Raw genomic sequence first — 15299 nt, 5'->3', positions numbered from 1 at the left:
GGCACCCGCCCGCTCCGACGGTCGGCGTCGGCCTGGCGCGCACGCGCTCATCGACGATCCGACCATCCAAGGGACCCCATGAAGAAGACCACGTTCGCCGCGTCCATCGCGGCGGCATCCACTGCTTTCCTCCTGCTCGGCGCTCCACTCGCGGCGAGCGCCCACGTGCGCGTCGACCCCGATCAGGCCGCTCCCGGCAGCTACACCACGCTCACGTTCCGCGTTCCGACCGAGTCGGCGACCGCCGGTACCGTCAAGCTCGTCGTCGACCTGCCGACGAAGACGCCGTTCACGTCGGTCAGCTATCTGCCGCTGGCGGGATGGACGACCACCGTCGACACCGAGAAGCTCGCCCGGCCGGTCAAGACCGACGACGGCACGATCACCGAGGCGCCCATCCGGGTCACCTGGACCGCTGCCAGCGGAGTCCGGATCGCTCCCGGGCAGTTCCAGCAGTTCACGGTGTCGGCGGGCGCCGTTCCGGACACCGGATCCGTGCTGCTCCCCACCCACCAGTACTACTCCGACGGAACCGTCGTGAACTGGGACCAGCCGACTCCCGCCTCGGGCACGGAGCCCGAGCATCCCGCACCGACGCTGTACATCACGGACACTGCGCCGGCCGCAGGCTCCGCGACGCCACTGGTGGCGAGCGCAGCGCCCCATCCCCCGGCGGCCAACGCCGCCGCCACCGCCACCGTCGTCTCCCTCGCCGTCGGCGTCGGCGGACTGGTCCTCGGCGCGATCGCCCTCGTGGTCGCGGTCTTCGCGCTCACCCGCCTGGGGCGTGGGCGCGAGCGTACGGTACGGGGATGAGGAACCGGCTGTTCGCCGTCGCCGCCGGCCTAGCTGCGGCCACCGCCCTCGCTCTCGCGCCTGCCGCGGCGGCCGACGCCCACGACTATCTGGTCGGCAGCGATCCGGCCGCCGACGCCACCGTCACGAGCGCCTTGAACACCGTGACGCTCACCTTCAACGACCGGGTGCTCGACCTGTCCGGCGGCGGCTCGACCAATCTGCTCATCGTCACCGGACCGGACGCGGCGAAGCGGCATTTCGAGACGGGATGCGCGACCGTCGCCGACACGAAGCTCAGCGCCCCGGTCGCACTGGGACCGGCTGGGCGGTACACGGTCACCTATCAGATCGTGTCGGCCGACGGGCACACCGTGTCGTCGTCGTACGCCTTCGCCTACCGGCCCCCGGCGGGCGCGGCGAGTGCGCCCGGATCGGACACCACGCCGTGCGGCGGAAGCCGCGGCGGGAGCGGCGGCGGCAGCGCAGCGGCGTCGCCGGGTGCCGGCGCGGGCGGTGGAGCGGCCGCGCCCACCGCATCCACTCGGCAGCCGACGGTTCCGGCGCCGGACGGGGTGGATCTGGGCCTCGTCATCGGCATCGCGATCGCCATCGTGGTCCTCGCGCTGATCGGCGTGGTGATCGTGCTGCTCACCGCGAGGCGTCCGGCACGCAGAAGGCCGGGGACCGACGGACCCGACACCGACAGCGGCAGCGGCACCGACACCGAGAGCGGCAGCAGCGGCGGCACCGACAGCTGATTCGGCCCCGCGACGCCCGCGGCCCGGTCGCGAACGTCCCTCAGCGGACTATTCCTTCCGGGCTCGCGGGCGTAACGTTCGCGCATGGCCAGACAGCGCAGCGACCAGGAGACCGCCGACTTCCCGGATACCATGCCGGAAGAGCAACTGGATCCGGACGTCGTCCCGGCGCGTCAGCCCGCTCCCGACTCCGTCGACGACGGCGACGAGGAGGACGGCCGCCTCTAGGCCCTCCGCCGAAGCTGTCGGCGCAGCCCGGGTTCACCGGCCTGCCGTCCGTTCCTGTGAATCACAGAGGCACCGGCCAGCGCACGTCCACCCCGGGTTGAGCCATCGCCCAGTCTGGTGGTGGAAGGTATGGGCGTGGAGATCGTGGTGGACGTCGTGCTGATCGTGCTCGGCATCCTTGCGGTCGGGGCGGGGTGGAGCAAGGGCGCGATCCGCTCCGCCGGCACCCTCGTGGGCCTGGGCCTCGGTCTGTGGCTCGGCCTGACCCTCGCGCCGGTCGTCGTGGGATGGTTCGCCGCGTCCGGGTTCGGAGGCGTCACACAGCGTTCTGTCGTGGCGGCCGTGGTCGTGCTGGTCTGCGCCGGGGCCGTCTACGCCATCGCCGGAGCGCTCGCGAGCATCCTCGGCAAGGTCTTCCGCCACGGCCCCATCCGCTGGCTCGACTCGCTGGTCGGCGCCGCATTCGGACTCCTCACCTGGGCCGTCGTCGTCTGGCTGGTCGCGGGCTTCGCCCTGGCGACGAGTCTCGCCACCGTGGTGCAGGCGGCGAACTCCTCGCGCGTCGTCGCGACCCTCAACGGGATGGCGCCCGTCCCCTCCACGACCGTGCTCGGCGCCGTCGACGACGCCCTCGCCGGAGCGGGACTCCCGAAGGTGTTCGAGGGCGGCGAGGCGATCAAGCCGGCGCCGGCGCCGGACGGGTCCATACCGGCTTCCGTCGCGCAGTCCGAGCAGTCCGTCGTCACGGTCCTCGCCTCCAAGCCCGCCTGCGGAGTCGACTCGGAGGGCAGTGGATGGGTCGTGCAGCGCGGCCGCGTCGTGACCAATGCGCATGTGGTGGCCGGGGCCTCCTCCGTCGTGGTCCGCGAGGCCGGAGGCGGCGACGTCGAGCGGGCGACCCTGGTCGCCTTCGATCCTTCCCGCGACCTCGCCGTGCTCGACGTCACCGACCTGAACGCCCCGGCGCTCGACATCGGACCGGACCTGACGGCGGGTGCCGCCGCCTACGCCGCGGGCTACCCCGGCGATGGACCGTTCACGATCTCGCCGCAACGCGTCCGTGACCGGTTGCAGGCCCGCGGTACCGACATCTACCAGAGCGGCAGCGTCGACCGGGACATCTACTCGCTGCGCGGCGTCGTGCGACCCGGCAACTCGGGCGGCCCGCTGCTCGACGCCCAGGGGGATGTCGCGGGCGTCATCTTCGCCCGGAGCGCGACCGACGGCGACACCGGGTATGCGCTCACGCTGGCAGAGCTGCGACCTGTGCTCTCGTCTGTGGGCGCGGCGCCCATCAGCTCCGGCGCGTGCTCGGCGGGCTGACGCACGATGCGCTGAGCTCGGCGGGCTGAACGCTCGCACGACGCCGCCGCGCATGGTTGGCTGGTGCCATGAAGGCTGTCACGTACTCCAACACCGGCGACTCCGGCGTCCTGACCCTCGGCGAGCGCCCGGAGCCGCATCCCGGGCCGGGCGAGGTGCGGGTGCGCATCCACGTCTCGGGCGTGAACCCGACGGACTGGAAGGCGCGGGCCGGCAGCGGGCCGGCTGATCTGCCGCATCCCCAGGTGCCGAACCAGGATGGCGCCGGCATCGTCGACGAGGTGGGCGACGGCGTCACCGAGCTCGGCGAGGGCGACCGCGTCTGGGTGTGGGATGCCGCCTACGAGCGCCCGGACGGCACGGCTCAGGAGCTCGTGGTCCTGCCCGCCCGTCAGGCCGTCCGCCTGGCCGATGGAGTGAGCTTCGACGAGGGGGCGTCCTTCGGCATCCCGGCGCTCACGGCCCACCACGCGCTCACCGCTCACGCGGGCGTGCCTGCGGAGCTCGCACCGGGAGCGCTGGAGGGCCGGACCGTCCTCGTCGCGGGAGGCGCTGGTGCGGTCGGCCACGCCGCCATCCAGCTCGCCGTCTGGGCCGGCGCCACCGTCATCGCGACGGTGAGCAGCCACGAGAAGGCCGAGCTCGCCCGCGCCGCCGGCGCCCACCACGTCGTGAACTACACGGAGCCGGACACCGCCGAGGCGATCGGCGCACTGGCTCCCCGGGGCGTGGACATCGTCGTCGAGGTGAACGCCACCGCGAACGCCGAGTTGGATGTGAAGGTCACCGGCCGCAACGCGACCATCGCGAGCTACGCCAATGCGCCGGGCGCGGAGGAGGCCGGCATCCCGATCCGGCCGAGCATGGCCAAGAACCTGCGGTGGCAGTTCCTCCTCACCTACACGGTCTCGGACGAGACGAAGGAGGCCGCGGTACGCGCGGTGGCCGCCGCGGCCGCCGCCGGCGCGCTCCGCGTGGGCGACGAGCACGGCCTGCCGATCACGCGGTTCCCGCTCGATCAGACGGCGGCCGCCCACGACGCCGTCGAGAACGGCGCCGTGGGCAAGGTGCTCATCGACGTGGTCTGACGGCCTGCACCACGAGGGCCACCGTGGCCGCGACGGCGATCGCGACCGTGTATCCGAGCGCGGTCGGCAGCAGGCCGATCGCGCCGATCAGCTCGCCGGCCACCAGGGCGGGCACGCCGTAGGCGAGGTAGCTGACCAGGAAGATGCCCGCGAAGAGCTCCGCCCGCTTGTCGTTGGGAGCCAGCGGCGCCAGGATGCGCAGCGGCGCCGAGAAGCCCACACCGAATCCCGCACCCGCCACGATGGCCCCGGCGAACAGCAGGGGCAGCACCGCACCTGCGATGCCGATCGCGGCGAGGACGACGCCCACCACGAGCCCGGCCATCGACCACACCGCCGTGGTCCGCGCCGGCGCTCTCGTCAGCAGGAGGCCGGCGAGCGCGCCCACCGCGGGCGGAACCGCGACGATGGCGCCGTTGAGCAGGCCGCTGTCGAGGTGGAAGACCCCGTGCACGATGGACGGCGACAGGCCGATGAAGAGTCCGGCGAGCATCCAGGTCGCGATGAAGACCGGGATCCCGCGGATGAACTCGGCACGCGCCTCGCGAGGCACCGCCAGTCGCGGGATGAGCGAACGGATCGCGCCCGGACGCCGTTCGACGGTCTCCGGCGCGGCGAAGACGACGACCAGCCCGGCCGCGAACAGCAGGGCGAGACTCACGAAGACGAGGGTGGTCGGCTGTGCGATGAACTGCACGGCGAGTCCGGTGAGGAACGCGCCGATCGCGAGACCCCCGACGGGCGCGGTGCTTCCGATCGTCGCTCCCAGCTTCTTCAGGCGTTCGGGCGCGAGTTCCACCAGCGCAGCGGTGAAGGTGCTCATCGCCGCGCCGGTGCCGATGCCCTGGACTGCGCGTGCTCCGATGATCCAGCCGATGTCCGGAGCGAAGAGGAACACCAGCATGGCCACGATCTGCAGCGCGAGCGCGCCCATCAGCACCGGGCGCCGCCCGATGTGGTCCGACAGCGAGCCGGCGATCAGGAGGGTGATGAGCAGGGTCACCGCGTAGATGGCGAAGGCCACGGTGAGCAGCCACGGCTGGAAGCCCCACTCCTGCTCGTAGAGGACGAAGAGCGGACTGGGCGCACCGACGGCGAGCGCGACGGCCACGAAGGCGAGGGCCGTGCCGACGAAGGCGGCGCCGGGGCCGAGGCGCCACGGACGATTGATCCGCGCCGGCCGGAGGGCGAGCATCCCACCCGTCGGGAGGGTCTCTTCAGCTGTCGTCATGTCGACTCCTTAAAGCAACGAAGATTGCTTTAGCGACTATAGGGAGGATGGTGACAAAAAGCAACAACATTTGCTTTAAGCTATTCCCATGGAAACCAGGACCACACCGTCGAAGCGGACGGGAGGACGCAGCGCCGCGGTCATCCACAACGTGCGGACCGCCGTCGAAGAGCTCGTCGAGGAGAAGGGCCAGGACAGGGTCACCGTCCCGATGATCGCCGAGCGCGCCGGAGTCAACCCGACCAGCATCTACCGACGCTGGGGCGACCTCCCCACGCTCATCAACGACATCGCCACGTACCAGCTCGATCCCGAGCGGCCCCTCCCTGCCGGCGGCGACCTCCGCGGTGACCTCACGGCTTGGGCGCGGGAGCTGGTCGAGCACTATCGCAACCCGGTCAACGCGGCACTGCTCCGTGGGGGTGCCTCCGCGGCCGGAGAGCGTCAATCCAACTGCCTCCGGAACCGCCGGACGGAGGCCGGTCTGCTGCTCGAGCGCTACCCGGACACCGAGATCACGGCGGACGACATCATCGACCTGGTCATCGCGCCGATCATCTACCGGGTGATCTTCCTGCCCTGGACACTCGAGGACGACATCGCGGAGCAGCTGGTCGGCCGCTTGTTCCGCTGAGCGCGCAGCCCGGCGATAGGGTCGGAAGGATGCGCCAGGAACGGACCAGCGAGGAACGCTCCGCGGCCCGCTCCGGCTGGGCCGTCGGCCTCGCCACGGCCGCGTACGGCGTCTCGTTCGGAGCGCTCGCCACCGCATCCGGCCTCGACATCTGGCAGACCTGCGTGCTCAGCCTGATCATGTTCAGCGGGGGCTCCCAATTCGCCCTCATCGGCGTCCTGGCCTCGGGCGGGACGGCGGCCGGAGGCACCGCGATCATCAGCGCCGCGCTCCTCGGCGTCCGCAACTCCTTCTACGCGCTGCGACTGTCGCGCATCATCGGCCCGGGCTTCTGGCGGCGAGCCGCAGCCGCGCAGCTGACCATCGACGAATCGACCGCCGTCGCCGTCGCCCACACCCGGCTGCGCGCGCAGCGCATCGGCTTCTGGGTGACCGGCCTCGTGGTCTACGTCGGCTGGAACCTCACCACGCTCGCGGGCGCCCTCCTCGGCGACCTCATCGGCGATGTGAAAGCGTACGGATTGGATGCGGCCGCCGCTGCCGCCTTCCTCGGCCTGCTCTGGCCGCGGCTCAAGGCGCGCCAGACGCAGGCGGTCGCCGTCGCCGGCGGTTTCGTCGCGACGTTATTGACGCCGTTCCTCATGCCCGGGCTGCCGGTCCTCGTGGCGGCACTGGTGGCCATCGTCGTCGGCGTGCTCAACCTGTTCGGGCGGCGGAGCGACCCGCCGCATCCCGAAGCGGTCCCGATGGAGCGGGAGGTGAAGCCGTGACGACCTGGCAGGTCATCCTTCTGGCCGCCATCTGCGTCCTCGGCCTGAAGGCCGCCGGCTGGATGGTTCCGCCGAAGGCTCTCGACCATCCCACCATCGCACGCGTGAGCGACCTGCTGACCGCGGCGCTCCTCGCCGCCCTCATCGGCGTGCAGACCCTGGGCGCGGGGCAGTCGCTGCAGCTCGACGCGCGCCTGCCGGCGGTCGCGATCGCGGCCGGTCTGTACGCCCTGCGGGTGCCGTTCATCGTGGTGGTGCCCGCCGCCGCGGTGGTCGCCGCGCTCATCCGGCTGTTCACCTGAGTCGTCCGCCCTGCGCGAACCGGGTGCCACGGGACGACGGCGGGAGTGAGACTGTCCCCGTGAGCGAGATGGACGAACGGGACGACGACGCGGCCCTCGACGCCTACTCGGCGGTGGTCACCCGCGTCGCGGAGGCGGTGCTGCCCTCCGTCGCCGCGGTGTCGGTGCGCACGCGGACAGGCGCGGGCGCGGGCAGCGCGTCGGTCATCACCGCCGACGGGCACCTCCTCACGAGTGCGCATGTCGTGATCGGCGCCTCGGCCGTCGAGCTGTCGTTCGGCGACGGCACGTCGATGGCGGCCGATGTGGCGGGGACGGACTCCCTCTCCGACCTGGCCGTGCTGCGCGCACGCGCCGGCACTCCTCCTCCCCTGCGGCTCGGGGACGCGTCCCGGCTCAAGGTGGGTCAGCTCGTGGTCGCCCTCGGGAATCCGCTCGGCCTCGCGGGCAGTGTGACCGCGGGGATCGTCTCGGCGCTCGGCCGTTCGCTCCCGACCGCGTCGGGCCGCGTGATCGACGAGGTGATCCAGACCGACGCCGCACTCAATCCCGGAAACAGCGGAGGGGTCCTCGCCGACAGCGCCGGCCGCATGATCGGGGTGAACACCGCTGTGGCGGGCATCGGGCTGGGCCTCGCGGTGCCGATCAACGCCAGCACGCTCGAGATCGTGGAGGCGCTGAAGAGCAGCGGCCGGGTCCGGCGCGCGTGGCTGGGTGTTGCGGGGGTCAAGGTGCAGCTGAGCCCGGAGGCGGCCGCGAAAGTGGGCGCGCCGCAGGGGATCCGGATCGCCAGCGTCGTACCGGGGAGCCCGGCGGCGGAGGCGGGCGCACGGGCGGGCGACATCGTGATCTCGCTGGACGGCATCCCCGTCTCGGATCCCACGGGCCTGCAGCGCCTCATGGTCGAGCGTGCCATCGGGCGGCGGATGGAGCTCACCCTCTGGCGCAACGGCGCGCTCGTGGATGTGGTGGTCCTCCCGCAGGAGCTCGTCGGCTGACCTCCCCACATTCGTCACGAATGTGCACTTACACGCGAGGGAAGCGGCGATTCGTCACGAATGTGCACCTACACGCGAGGGAAGCGGCGATTCGTCACGAATGTGCACTTACACGCGAGGGAAGCGGCGATTCGTCACGAATGTGCACTCACACGCGAGGGAAACGGCGATTCGTCACGAATGTGCACTCACACGCGAAGGAAACGGCGATTCGTCACGAATGTGCACCTACACGCGAAGGAAGCGGCGATTCGTCACGAATGTCGGCGCTCCGTTCCCCGGAACGCGGCGCGTGTCGGCGGCCTCGCATACCGTGACGCCGTGAGCGCATCCTGGCATCCCGTGGCGAATGCGCAGCCCAGCGAGTGGCTGCTCCGCCAGGGGTCGCTGGGAGCGCCGTACGGGGTGATCCGGCGCTTCGCCTTCGGCGATCCGAACAACCCGGACGTGTGGTTCCGGGTGGTGACCTGGGCCCAGAGCTCCGCCGAACGCGAGCTCATCGGCTGGTGCCGCACCCTCGAGGCGGCCGCCGCCGCTGCCTGGGACCACCGGCGCGCCACCGAGTCGTGGCGGCACCACCTGGCGTCGCGACGAGTGGATGCGGCCGGCATGGCGGCGCAGAGCCCGAGCGCTGCGGACCTGGTGCAGTTCTACCGCGCGGCACTCCGCCGGGACGCGAGCACCGCATCCACGTCGTCCCCGATGCCTCCGACCAGGCCGGCGCGTCCGCGGTGACGGGACGAGAATGCACGCACGCCGGATCCGTGCTGCCACCGATGTCCGGGTCTCAATGCCCGCATTAGCCTTTCATCAGGCTTCGGCCAGGGGGAACCGGTCCTGTCGGGGGACGGACCGGGAAAGGGCCCGGAGCGTCAGACGCTCCGGGCCCTTTCATCGCGCACGAGGTGCGCTGTGCTCGCGACGACGCGCTGAGGGCGCTGCGATGATGGAGGCATGCCCATCCTGAACAAGGACATGCAGGTCTGCATCTCCCTCGCCGGTCGCCCGAGCAACATCGGAACGCGCTTCCACAACTACCTGTACGACGAGCTGGGTCTCAACTTCGTCTACAAGGCGTTCACCACCGACGACCTGGAGGGCGCTGTCCGAGGCATCCGGGCTCTGGGCATCCGCGGCTGCTCGGTCTCCATGCCGTTCAAGGAGGCCGTCATCCCGCTGGTCGACAACCTGGAGGCGTCGGCCATCGCCATCGAGTCGGTCAACACGGTGGTCAACGAGGATGGTCTGCTCACCGCCTCCAACACCGACTACGAGGCCGTGGCTCAGTTGCTGGCCGAGCACGAGGTCGACCCCGCTCAGCGCGTGCTCGTCCGCGGTTCCGGAGGGATGGCCAAGGCCGTGGTCGCCGCCTTCCGGGGCGCCGGCTTCGAGGAGCTCACCGTCCTCGCCCGCAACGCGGAGGCCGGCCCGGCGCTGGCCGAGCGCTACGGCTACACCTGGCTCGCCGGCGACCCGGAGCCGGGGTTCGATGTCGTCGTGAACGTGACTCCGCTCGGGATGCGCGGAGATGCCGAGAGCGTCCTCGCCTTCGACCTCCCCGTCATCGAGCGTGCCTCGACGGTCTTCGACGTCGTGGCGTTCCCCTCCGAGACGCCGCTCATCGCCGCAGCGCGCGCCGCAGAGCGGCACGTCATCACCGGGGCCGAGGTGATCGCCCTGCAGGCGGCCCGGCAGTTCGAGCGCTACACGGGCGTCGCCCTCACCCCCGAGCAGGTCGCGCGCGCGTCGGAGTTCTCCCGCGCTGAGTGATCGAACCGTCACCGTCGCGTGCCGTCACCGGCGCTGTACTGCGCGCCGGCACCGTTCAGGAGTAGCTTGAGGCCGGACGTGAGGAGCGTGACGCATGGGCATCGGAAGCGGCATCTTCATCTTCGTGGTCGGGCTGATCCTTGCTTTGGCCGTGCAAGTGCAGGTGGACTGGATCGACCTGAGGATCACCGGCTACATCCTGATGGGAGCCGGTCTCGTGATCTTCGTGATCTCGCTGGTCTTCGCGCTTCGCCGCAGGCCGTACCGGACCGTGCGGCGGGAGCGCGTGGACCCGGCGACGGGCGAGCGGGTCGTCGAGCGCCGGACCGATGAGTACTGAGCCGCAGACCCAGGGCGGACGGAGGGCGGATGACCTCCTCGCGCTCGAGAACCAGGTGTGCTTCGGCCTCGCCGTCGCCGCGCGGAGCGTCATCGGCCTGTACCGGCCGGTGCTGGAGCCGCTCTCCCTGACGCATCCGCAGTACCTGGTGATGCTCGCGCTGTGGGAGCGGGAACCGCGCTCGGTCAGGGACCTCAGCGACACGCTGGCGCTCGAGCCGGCGACACTGTCGCCCCTCCTGAAGCGGCTGGAGGCGACCGGTTACGTGGAGAGGCGACGCAGCACCGCGGACGAACGCGCGCTCGAGGTGCGGCTCACGCCGGCGGGGCGGGAACTGCGTGCGGAGGCCGAGAAGATCCCGCGGAGCATCGTCGCGCAACTCGGGATCCCCCTCTCCGAGTTGGAGGAGCTGCGCGACAGCCTGCAGCGGATCACCGCTGCGGCCCTCCGGGACGGCTGACCCGGCCGCTTCAGTCGACGGTGGACGCCGGGCACACCAGGCGCGTGGCCTCCCGCTGGCCTCCAGGACGCAGCACGTCGTGCTCGGTCATCGGACGGCCGCACATCGGGCAGGGCGCGCCCGCGGAACGGCGGTCGGGAGCCTCCGCGTGCCCGGCGCCGAGCTGTGCCGGGCCGGCGATCCGGATCAGCTTCTCGTTCCACCGCGCATACCAGCCGGCGAAGCGTCCCGCCATCATTCCTCGATTCGTTAGTGCACTAATTAATAGTAGTACGTATGGACCCTCCCCCCGCGGGTCGAGGTCTACCCTGAGAGCGGAGGATCGCATGCGCATCAGTGAGCTCGCCGAACGTGCGGGAGTGACCGTGAAGGCCGTGCGCTACTACGAACGGCTCGGTCTCCTCTCGCCGGAGCGGCTCGGCAACGGCTATCGCGAATACCGCGACGAGCATCTGCGCGCCGTCCGGGAGATCCGCGAACTGGCCGCGACGGGCATCCCGCCGGGCAAGGCGCGGCCCTTCATCGACTGCCTCGGATCGGGCCACGCTCACAGCGACGAGTGCCCGGCCTCCCGCGATGCCTACCGCGACGGACTGGCGGAACTGGATGCGGCGATCGCCCAGCTGGAACGTCGCCGCGAGCTCCTCGCCCGGCGGCTCGTGGGCGCCGAGCACCGCATCCCGGAAGCCGCAGAGGGCTGCGGGTGCACGGTCGCGTCCGTCTGACGCGTACGCCGGATCATCCCGGGGGATGACCCCGTCGCGACCTCGGGTCGATGCCCGGAGAGGTGCGTGAACGGTTGACTCGACAACGTCGGCCCGGGCACCCCGCCCGGGACCCCGACGCGAAGGGGGAGACCGATGACGACACTGGGCCACGGACTGCGAACCGCACCGACGTTCGGCACGGCATCGGTCCCGGGACGGCGGCGGGCGCGGGGGTTGCTCGCCGCCGTCACCGGCAACGGCTACCTGCAGCTGCTGCTGACCCTCGTGCTCCTCGCAGCCGGCGCCGTCGTGCTCCTGCTCGGGATCGGGCTTCTGCTGAACGTCACCGTCCCGTGGATCTTCGACAGCGAGCTGCGTGCGCTGAAGACGTTGCTGCCCCAGCTCGGCTGATCCCGGCGCCGGCTGATCCGCCCTGGCCTTCGTCCTCCCGCAGACCGTAGAGTCGCGGGCATGGCCCGACTCCTCTTCTCCGCCATCGCGTCCCTCGACGGCTACACCGTGGACTCGTCCGGTTCGTTCGAGTGGGCGCACCCCGAGCGAGACGTGCATGCGTTCGTCAACGACCTCGAACGCGACGTCGGCACCTATTTGTACGGCCGGCGGATGTACGAGACGATGCGCGTCTGGCAGGACCTTCCCGGCGACTCCCCCGAGCCGGTGATCGCCGACTACGCGGCGGTCTGGCAGGGCGCCGACAAGGTGGTGTTCTCCTCCACGCTGACCGGGGTGAGCACGCCGCGGACGCGGCTCGAAAGCCGGTTCGACCCCGCGCGGGTGAGGGAGCTGGTGGAGGATGCCGACGCGGATGTGTCGATCGGCGGCCCGACACTGGCCGCCAGCGCCTTCGCGGCCGGTCTCGTCGACGAGGTGACGCTCATCCTCGTTCCCGTGTCGGTCGGTGGAGGGACGCCGGCGCTCCCCCGCGACCTGTTCGTCCGTCTCGACCTGCTGGACGAGCGCCGCTTCGAGGGCGGGACGGTCGCCCTCCACTACCGCGTCGACAGGTCCTGAGAACCGGTCAGGCGGCATCCCACCAGCGCAGCACGCGCAGCGCGCGCAGCGTGACCCACCGGCTCTGATCGCCCTCCCGCTCGAACTCGAGGATCACCGAGCCCTCGTGGATGTTCTCCAGCGTCCAGCGACCGTCGGCGTCCGCTTTCCCCCGGACCAGCTCGACGGCATCCGCGAGCCGCGGATCGCGCCGGTCCTGCCTCCGGAAGTGCTCCAGGCCGCGCAGGATGTCGTGGAACCAGCGCACCGGATAGGAGAGCATCGTCATCCGCGGATCGGGCACCGACCCGTCCGAGCGGCGACGGTAGAGCTTGCGCTCGAGCAGGTACTCCTCGCCGGCGAGCGCCGCCTCCTCCACCCTCGGGTCGGAGCCGCCGGCGCGCTGCCAGTCCCGCAACCCCTCCACCGCGCAGATCGTCGAGTGGAACGATGACGTCTGCGCGCCGTATTCGGCCCAGCAGTTCCAGCCGCCGTCCGCCAGGCGGGCGCCGAGCAGGCTCTCCACGATGGTGTCGCCGCCCTCGCCGAAGTAGGAGGCGATGGTCAGCGTCACCCCGTTGATGCACGGCTCGGTCTCGCCCTCGAAGTAGGGCTCGCCGTCGTGCTCCCAGCGCACATTCTCGCGGACGCGGCCGATCGCGAGGCGGGCGTGCGGGCTCTCCGGATCGAGGCCGAAGTCGACCAGCTGCTGGAGGCTGAAGTGCGTCCCGCTCCAGGCGTCGAAGCCGTCCCGCTCGGGCGGGATCCATCCCGGCCGGTAGGTGCCTCCGTCCCAGAGGCCGTCCTCCGCCTGCTCGCCGAGGAATCTCGCACCCCACCCCTCGGTGGCGACACGCGCGCGCTCGGCGGCGACCTCCTCCGGGTACGCGTCTGCGAGGTCGCGCAGCACCTGCCAGCGAAGAGCCGGATCGGAGTCCAGAAGCCAGTCGGTCACATCCATGCGCTCCACGCTAGTCCGCGGTGCAGCCGGCGGACAGAGCTGTCCGTACTCCCGCGACGCAGGCCCGTCAATCGCTGGACCCGCCTCTCTGCGGTGTCTTCAGTGGACGGCACATCGCAACCGGACACATCCATCGAAAGGAAACGTCAGTCATGACCATGTCAGACGACCCGTCCGCCGAGACGCCGATCTTCGACAGCAGGCGCGACGCTCTCGACCCGGAGGCGGGACTGCCCGAAACCGTGCTGCCAGGGGGCAGCGGCGGGCAGCCGAACGGGGGCTACAGCGGGGGCGCGAGCGGGGGCTACGGCGGGGGCTACGGCGGGGGTACGAGCGGTGGTGAGTCGGGCGGCGTCCGCGAAGAGGCTGGGCGCGTCGCGGATTCGGCCGCCGAGGCGGGCAAGGACGTCGCCGCCACCGCCGCGGAGCAGGCCAGGAACGTCGCGGGCGAGGCGAAGCATCAGGCCAGAGACCTGTACCGCCAGACCCAGCAGGAGCTGCGCGAGCAGGCTGCGCAGCAGCAGGAGCGGGTCGCCGACGGCCTCCGCTCGGTGGGCGACGAGCTCGAGCAGATGGCCGCAGCATCCGAGACCGACGGAGTGGCAAGCGATCTCGTCCGGCAGGCGGCGCAGCGCACCCACGCGATCGCCGGCTGGCTGGATGCGCGCGATCCCGGATCGCTCATCGACGAGGTCAAGTCGTATGCCCGGCGCAACCCGGGCACGTTCATCGCGGCCGCGGCCATCGCCGGCGCACTGGCCGGCCGCCTCACGCGGGCACTGGCCGACGGGGGCGATGGAACGGGCGACAGAACGGGCGACAGCGCCGCGCGAACGACGGTCGGGACCACTCCCACCACCGGCATCATCGCACCCGGCGACGAACTCCCCGACCTTCCGGGGGCGGGCTACACCGGGGGCCGGGCATGACCGACGAGCCGAGTCCGGCGGAGGAGCGCGCGGCGAACACCTCGCTCGGCGAGCTGCTCGGAGAGGCCAGCCGTGACCTCTCGACCCTGATCCGGCAGGAGATGGAACTCGCGAAGGCCGAGATCCGGCAGACCGCCACCCGCGCAGGCAAAGGCGCCGGGCTTCTCGGCGGCGCCGGCTACGCGGCCCTGATGGCGGTGTTCTTCCTGTCCATCGCCCTCTGGTGGGCGCTCGGCTACCTGGTGGGCAACGCCTGGTCGGCGGTGATCGTCGCCATCATCTGGGCGATCGTCGCGCTGATCCTGTATCTGGTCGGGCGCAGGCAGCTGGAGACCGTGAAGGGCGTCCCACAGACCGTCGCGACGGTCAAGGAAATCCCAGAAACTCTGAAACCGAACGGAGAGAACCGATGACCGACGACCCCGACGCCATCCGCGCCGACATCGAGGCCACCCGCCGCAACCTGAGCGGCGACGTGGACGCACTGGCCGACAAGGTCACGCCCAGCAAGATCGCCCAGCGTCAGAGCCGCCGGGTGAAGGGCGCATTCCATTCCCTCAGCGAGAAGATCATGGGCTCGGCCGAGGATGTGGCGAGCACCACGGGAGCGGCGGTGTCGGACGCAGGCGACACCATCGCGGACGCCGGCCGCACCGTGGTGAACAAGGCGCAGGGCAACCCGCTCGCCGTCGGCCTCATCGCCTTCGGCGTCGGAGCGCTGATCGCCTCCCTCATCCCGCCGAGCGAGAAGGAGCAGGAGCTCGCATCCGCCGCCAAGGACGCCGCGCAGCCACTGCTGCAGGAGGCCGCCGAGGTGGGCAAGCAGCTGGCGAGCGATCTGAAGGAGCCGGCACAGGACGCCATGCAGTCCGTGAAGGAGGCCGCGCAGGAGGGGGTGGCCACCGTGCAGGAGGAGGCCACGGCCCGTGCGGGCGACGTCGCCGACGACGCGCGCGAATCCGGGCAGCGCCTGCAGCCCGGCCCGTAGCCA

The 15299-nt window shown here is 71.3% G+C and carries 22 protein-coding genes; 19 read left to right on the top strand and 3 right to left on the bottom strand.

What is annotated here, in order from left to right; all coding sequences use genetic code 11:
• Positions 1-78: 78 nt before the first annotated feature.
• The 5 genes from BM287_RS00365 to BM287_RS00350 all read left to right on the top strand — a co-directional run bounded on the left by BM287_RS00365 (position 79) and on the right by BM287_RS00350 (position 4195).
• Entirely contained in the window at positions 79-816 is a 738-nt protein-coding gene (locus tag BM287_RS00365) for a YcnI family copper-binding membrane protein (protein ID WP_090035470.1), read from the top strand.
• Positions 813-1556, top strand: a complete 744-nt coding sequence (locus tag BM287_RS00360) for a copper resistance CopC family protein (RefSeq protein WP_090035471.1) — start codon at positions 813-815, stop codon at positions 1554-1556. The genes BM287_RS00365 and BM287_RS00360 overlap by 4 nt, the downstream gene beginning before the upstream one ends.
• A gap of 84 nt (positions 1557-1640) precedes the next feature.
• Positions 1641-1784, top strand: a complete 144-nt coding sequence (locus tag BM287_RS17720) for a hypothetical protein (RefSeq protein ID WP_170857368.1) — start codon at positions 1641-1643, stop codon at positions 1782-1784.
• Positions 1785-1913: 129 nt separating this feature from the next.
• On the top strand, positions 1914-3107 hold the full coding sequence (locus BM287_RS00355) for a MarP family serine protease (RefSeq protein WP_244527789.1): 1194 nt from the start codon (positions 1914-1916) through the stop codon (positions 3105-3107).
• A 68-nt stretch (positions 3108-3175) separates the two neighbouring features.
• The gene (locus BM287_RS00350) at positions 3176-4195 is read left to right on the top strand and encodes an NADPH:quinone reductase (RefSeq protein ID WP_090035472.1); all 1020 of its coding nucleotides are present in this window, start codon (positions 3176-3178) and stop codon (positions 4193-4195) included.
• Here the strand turns inward: BM287_RS00350 and BM287_RS00345 are convergent.
• Positions 4179-5426 carry an MFS transporter gene (locus BM287_RS00345; protein WP_090035473.1) on the bottom strand — a complete coding sequence of 416 codons (1248 nt, stop codon included), beginning with the start codon at positions 5424-5426 and terminating at the stop codon, positions 4179-4181. The two genes, BM287_RS00350 and BM287_RS00345, sit on opposite strands and share 17 nt — an antisense overlap.
• 88 nt (positions 5427-5514) lie before the next feature.
• Between BM287_RS00345 and BM287_RS00340 the strand changes: the two genes are divergently transcribed.
• The 8 genes from BM287_RS00340 (at position 5515) to BM287_RS00305 (ending at position 10700) form a co-directional block, all read left to right on the top strand.
• Positions 5515-6060 carry a TetR/AcrR family transcriptional regulator gene (locus BM287_RS00340; protein WP_090035474.1) on the top strand — a complete coding sequence of 182 codons (546 nt, stop codon included), beginning with the start codon at positions 5515-5517 and terminating at the stop codon, positions 6058-6060.
• A gap of 29 nt (positions 6061-6089) precedes the next feature.
• On the top strand, positions 6090-6830 hold the full coding sequence (locus tag BM287_RS00335) for an AzlC family ABC transporter permease (protein ID WP_090035475.1): 741 nt from the start codon (positions 6090-6092) through the stop codon (positions 6828-6830).
• On the top strand, positions 6827-7132 hold the full coding sequence (locus BM287_RS00330; RefSeq protein WP_090035476.1) for an AzlD domain-containing protein: 306 nt from the start codon (positions 6827-6829) through the stop codon (positions 7130-7132). Before BM287_RS00335 ends, BM287_RS00330 begins: the two co-directional genes overlap by 4 nt.
• A 68-nt stretch (positions 7133-7200) precedes the next feature.
• The gene (locus tag BM287_RS00325; RefSeq protein ID WP_090035629.1) at positions 7201-8130 is read left to right on the top strand and encodes a S1C family serine protease; all 930 of its coding nucleotides are present in this window, start codon (positions 7201-7203) and stop codon (positions 8128-8130) included.
• Positions 8131-8451: 321 nt separating this feature from the next.
• On the top strand, positions 8452-8865 hold the full coding sequence (locus BM287_RS00320; RefSeq protein ID WP_139230580.1) for a hypothetical protein: 414 nt from the start codon (positions 8452-8454) through the stop codon (positions 8863-8865).
• A 219-nt stretch (positions 8866-9084) separates the two neighbouring features.
• Positions 9085-9900, top strand: coding sequence for a shikimate 5-dehydrogenase (locus BM287_RS00315; protein WP_090035478.1), 816 nt, complete (start codon positions 9085-9087; stop codon positions 9898-9900).
• Between the two features lie 94 nt (positions 9901-9994).
• A complete protein-coding gene (locus tag BM287_RS00310; RefSeq protein WP_090035480.1) occupies positions 9995-10240 on the top strand; it encodes a DUF6458 family protein in 246 nt (81 codons plus the stop codon).
• Positions 10230-10700, top strand: coding sequence for a MarR family winged helix-turn-helix transcriptional regulator (locus BM287_RS00305; protein ID WP_090035482.1), 471 nt, complete (start codon positions 10230-10232; stop codon positions 10698-10700). The genes BM287_RS00310 and BM287_RS00305 overlap by 11 nt, the downstream gene beginning before the upstream one ends.
• 10 nt (positions 10701-10710) lie before the next feature.
• On the opposite strand, the gene BM287_RS00300 is transcribed toward BM287_RS00305, so the two are convergent.
• The gene (locus tag BM287_RS00300) at positions 10711-10935 is read right to left on the bottom strand and encodes a hypothetical protein (protein WP_090035631.1); all 225 of its coding nucleotides are present in this window, start codon (positions 10933-10935) and stop codon (positions 10711-10713) included.
• A gap of 91 nt (positions 10936-11026) precedes the next feature.
• Here BM287_RS00300 and BM287_RS00295 point away from each other — a divergent pair, with 91 nt between their 5' ends.
• From BM287_RS00295 to BM287_RS00285, 3 genes are all read left to right on the top strand, one after another.
• Entirely contained in the window at positions 11027-11425 is a 399-nt protein-coding gene (locus BM287_RS00295) for a MerR family transcriptional regulator (RefSeq protein ID WP_090035485.1), read from the top strand.
• A 135-nt stretch (positions 11426-11560) separates the two neighbouring features.
• Entirely contained in the window at positions 11561-11818 is a 258-nt protein-coding gene (locus tag BM287_RS00290; protein WP_090035486.1) for a hypothetical protein, read from the top strand.
• 60 nt (positions 11819-11878) lie between these two features.
• On the top strand, positions 11879-12439 hold the full coding sequence (locus tag BM287_RS00285; protein WP_090035488.1) for a dihydrofolate reductase family protein: 561 nt from the start codon (positions 11879-11881) through the stop codon (positions 12437-12439).
• Positions 12440-12446: 7 nt separating this feature from the next.
• Here the strand turns inward: BM287_RS00285 and BM287_RS00280 are convergent, their stop codons facing one another.
• Positions 12447-13379, bottom strand: coding sequence for a hypothetical protein (locus tag BM287_RS00280; RefSeq protein WP_090035490.1), 933 nt, complete (start codon positions 13377-13379; stop codon positions 12447-12449).
• A 152-nt stretch (positions 13380-13531) separates the two neighbouring features.
• Here BM287_RS00280 and BM287_RS00275 point away from each other — a divergent pair, with 152 nt between their 5' ends.
• The 3 genes from BM287_RS00275 to BM287_RS00265 are packed head-to-tail and all read left to right on the top strand — an operon-like array spanning position 13532 to position 15296.
• Complete coding sequence (locus BM287_RS00275; RefSeq protein WP_090035491.1) at positions 13532-14308, top strand: hypothetical protein; 777 nt, start codon at positions 13532-13534, stop codon at positions 14306-14308.
• Entirely contained in the window at positions 14305-14721 is a 417-nt protein-coding gene (locus BM287_RS00270) for a phage holin family protein (RefSeq protein ID WP_090035493.1), read from the top strand. The genes BM287_RS00275 and BM287_RS00270 overlap by 4 nt, the downstream gene beginning before the upstream one ends.
• Positions 14718-15296 (top strand): DUF3618 domain-containing protein, encoded by a 579-nt coding sequence (locus BM287_RS00265; RefSeq protein WP_090035495.1) that lies wholly within the window; start codon positions 14718-14720, stop codon positions 15294-15296. Before BM287_RS00270 ends, BM287_RS00265 begins: the two co-directional genes overlap by 4 nt.
• The last annotated feature ends 3 nt before the right edge of the window (positions 15297-15299 follow it).

Source organism: Leifsonia sp. CL147 (assembly GCF_900114565.1).
Lineage (GTDB): Bacteria > Actinomycetota > Actinomycetes > Actinomycetales > Microbacteriaceae > Leifsonia.
The sequence above is the reverse complement of the archived record's forward strand: the minus strand, read 5'-3'. Positions and strand labels throughout refer to the sequence as shown.

Bases quoted from the DNA above. Each gene is read 5' to 3' on its own strand.
- BM287_RS00365 (WP_090035470.1), top strand. From the start codon at position 79: ATGAAGAAGACCACGTTCGCCGCGTCCATCGCGGCGGCATCCACTGCT.
- BM287_RS00360 (WP_090035471.1), top strand. From the start codon at position 813: ATGAGGAACCGGCTGTTCGCCGTCGCCGCCGGCCTAGCTGCGGCCACC.
- BM287_RS17720 (WP_170857368.1), top strand. From the start codon at position 1,641: ATGGCCAGACAGCGCAGCGACCAGGAGACCGCCGACTTCCCGGATACC.
- BM287_RS00355 (WP_244527789.1), top strand. From the start codon at position 1,914: ATGGGCGTGGAGATCGTGGTGGACGTCGTGCTGATCGTGCTCGGCATC.
- BM287_RS00350 (WP_090035472.1), top strand. From the start codon at position 3,176: ATGAAGGCTGTCACGTACTCCAACACCGGCGACTCCGGCGTCCTGACC.
- BM287_RS00345 (WP_090035473.1), bottom strand. From the start codon at position 5,426: ATGACGACAGCTGAAGAGACCCTCCCGACGGGTGGGATGCTCGCCCTC.
- BM287_RS00340 (WP_090035474.1), top strand. From the start codon at position 5,515: ATGGAAACCAGGACCACACCGTCGAAGCGGACGGGAGGACGCAGCGCC.
- BM287_RS00335 (WP_090035475.1), top strand. From the start codon at position 6,090: ATGCGCCAGGAACGGACCAGCGAGGAACGCTCCGCGGCCCGCTCCGGC.
- BM287_RS00325 (WP_090035629.1), top strand. From the start codon at position 7,201: ATGGACGAACGGGACGACGACGCGGCCCTCGACGCCTACTCGGCGGTG.
- BM287_RS00315 (WP_090035478.1), top strand. From the start codon at position 9,085: ATGCCCATCCTGAACAAGGACATGCAGGTCTGCATCTCCCTCGCCGGT.
- BM287_RS00310 (WP_090035480.1), top strand. From the start codon at position 9,995: ATGGGCATCGGAAGCGGCATCTTCATCTTCGTGGTCGGGCTGATCCTT.
- BM287_RS00305 (WP_090035482.1), top strand. From the start codon at position 10,230: ATGAGTACTGAGCCGCAGACCCAGGGCGGACGGAGGGCGGATGACCTC.
- BM287_RS00300 (WP_090035631.1), bottom strand. From the start codon at position 10,935: ATGGCGGGACGCTTCGCCGGCTGGTATGCGCGGTGGAACGAGAAGCTG.
- BM287_RS00295 (WP_090035485.1), top strand. From the start codon at position 11,027: ATGCGCATCAGTGAGCTCGCCGAACGTGCGGGAGTGACCGTGAAGGCC.
- BM287_RS00290 (WP_090035486.1), top strand. From the start codon at position 11,561: ATGACGACACTGGGCCACGGACTGCGAACCGCACCGACGTTCGGCACG.
- BM287_RS00285 (WP_090035488.1), top strand. From the start codon at position 11,879: ATGGCCCGACTCCTCTTCTCCGCCATCGCGTCCCTCGACGGCTACACC.
- BM287_RS00280 (WP_090035490.1), bottom strand. From the start codon at position 13,379: ATGGATGTGACCGACTGGCTTCTGGACTCCGATCCGGCTCTTCGCTGG.
- BM287_RS00275 (WP_090035491.1), top strand. From the start codon at position 13,532: ATGACCATGTCAGACGACCCGTCCGCCGAGACGCCGATCTTCGACAGC.
- BM287_RS00270 (WP_090035493.1), top strand. From the start codon at position 14,305: ATGACCGACGAGCCGAGTCCGGCGGAGGAGCGCGCGGCGAACACCTCG.
- BM287_RS00265 (WP_090035495.1), top strand. From the start codon at position 14,718: ATGACCGACGACCCCGACGCCATCCGCGCCGACATCGAGGCCACCCGC.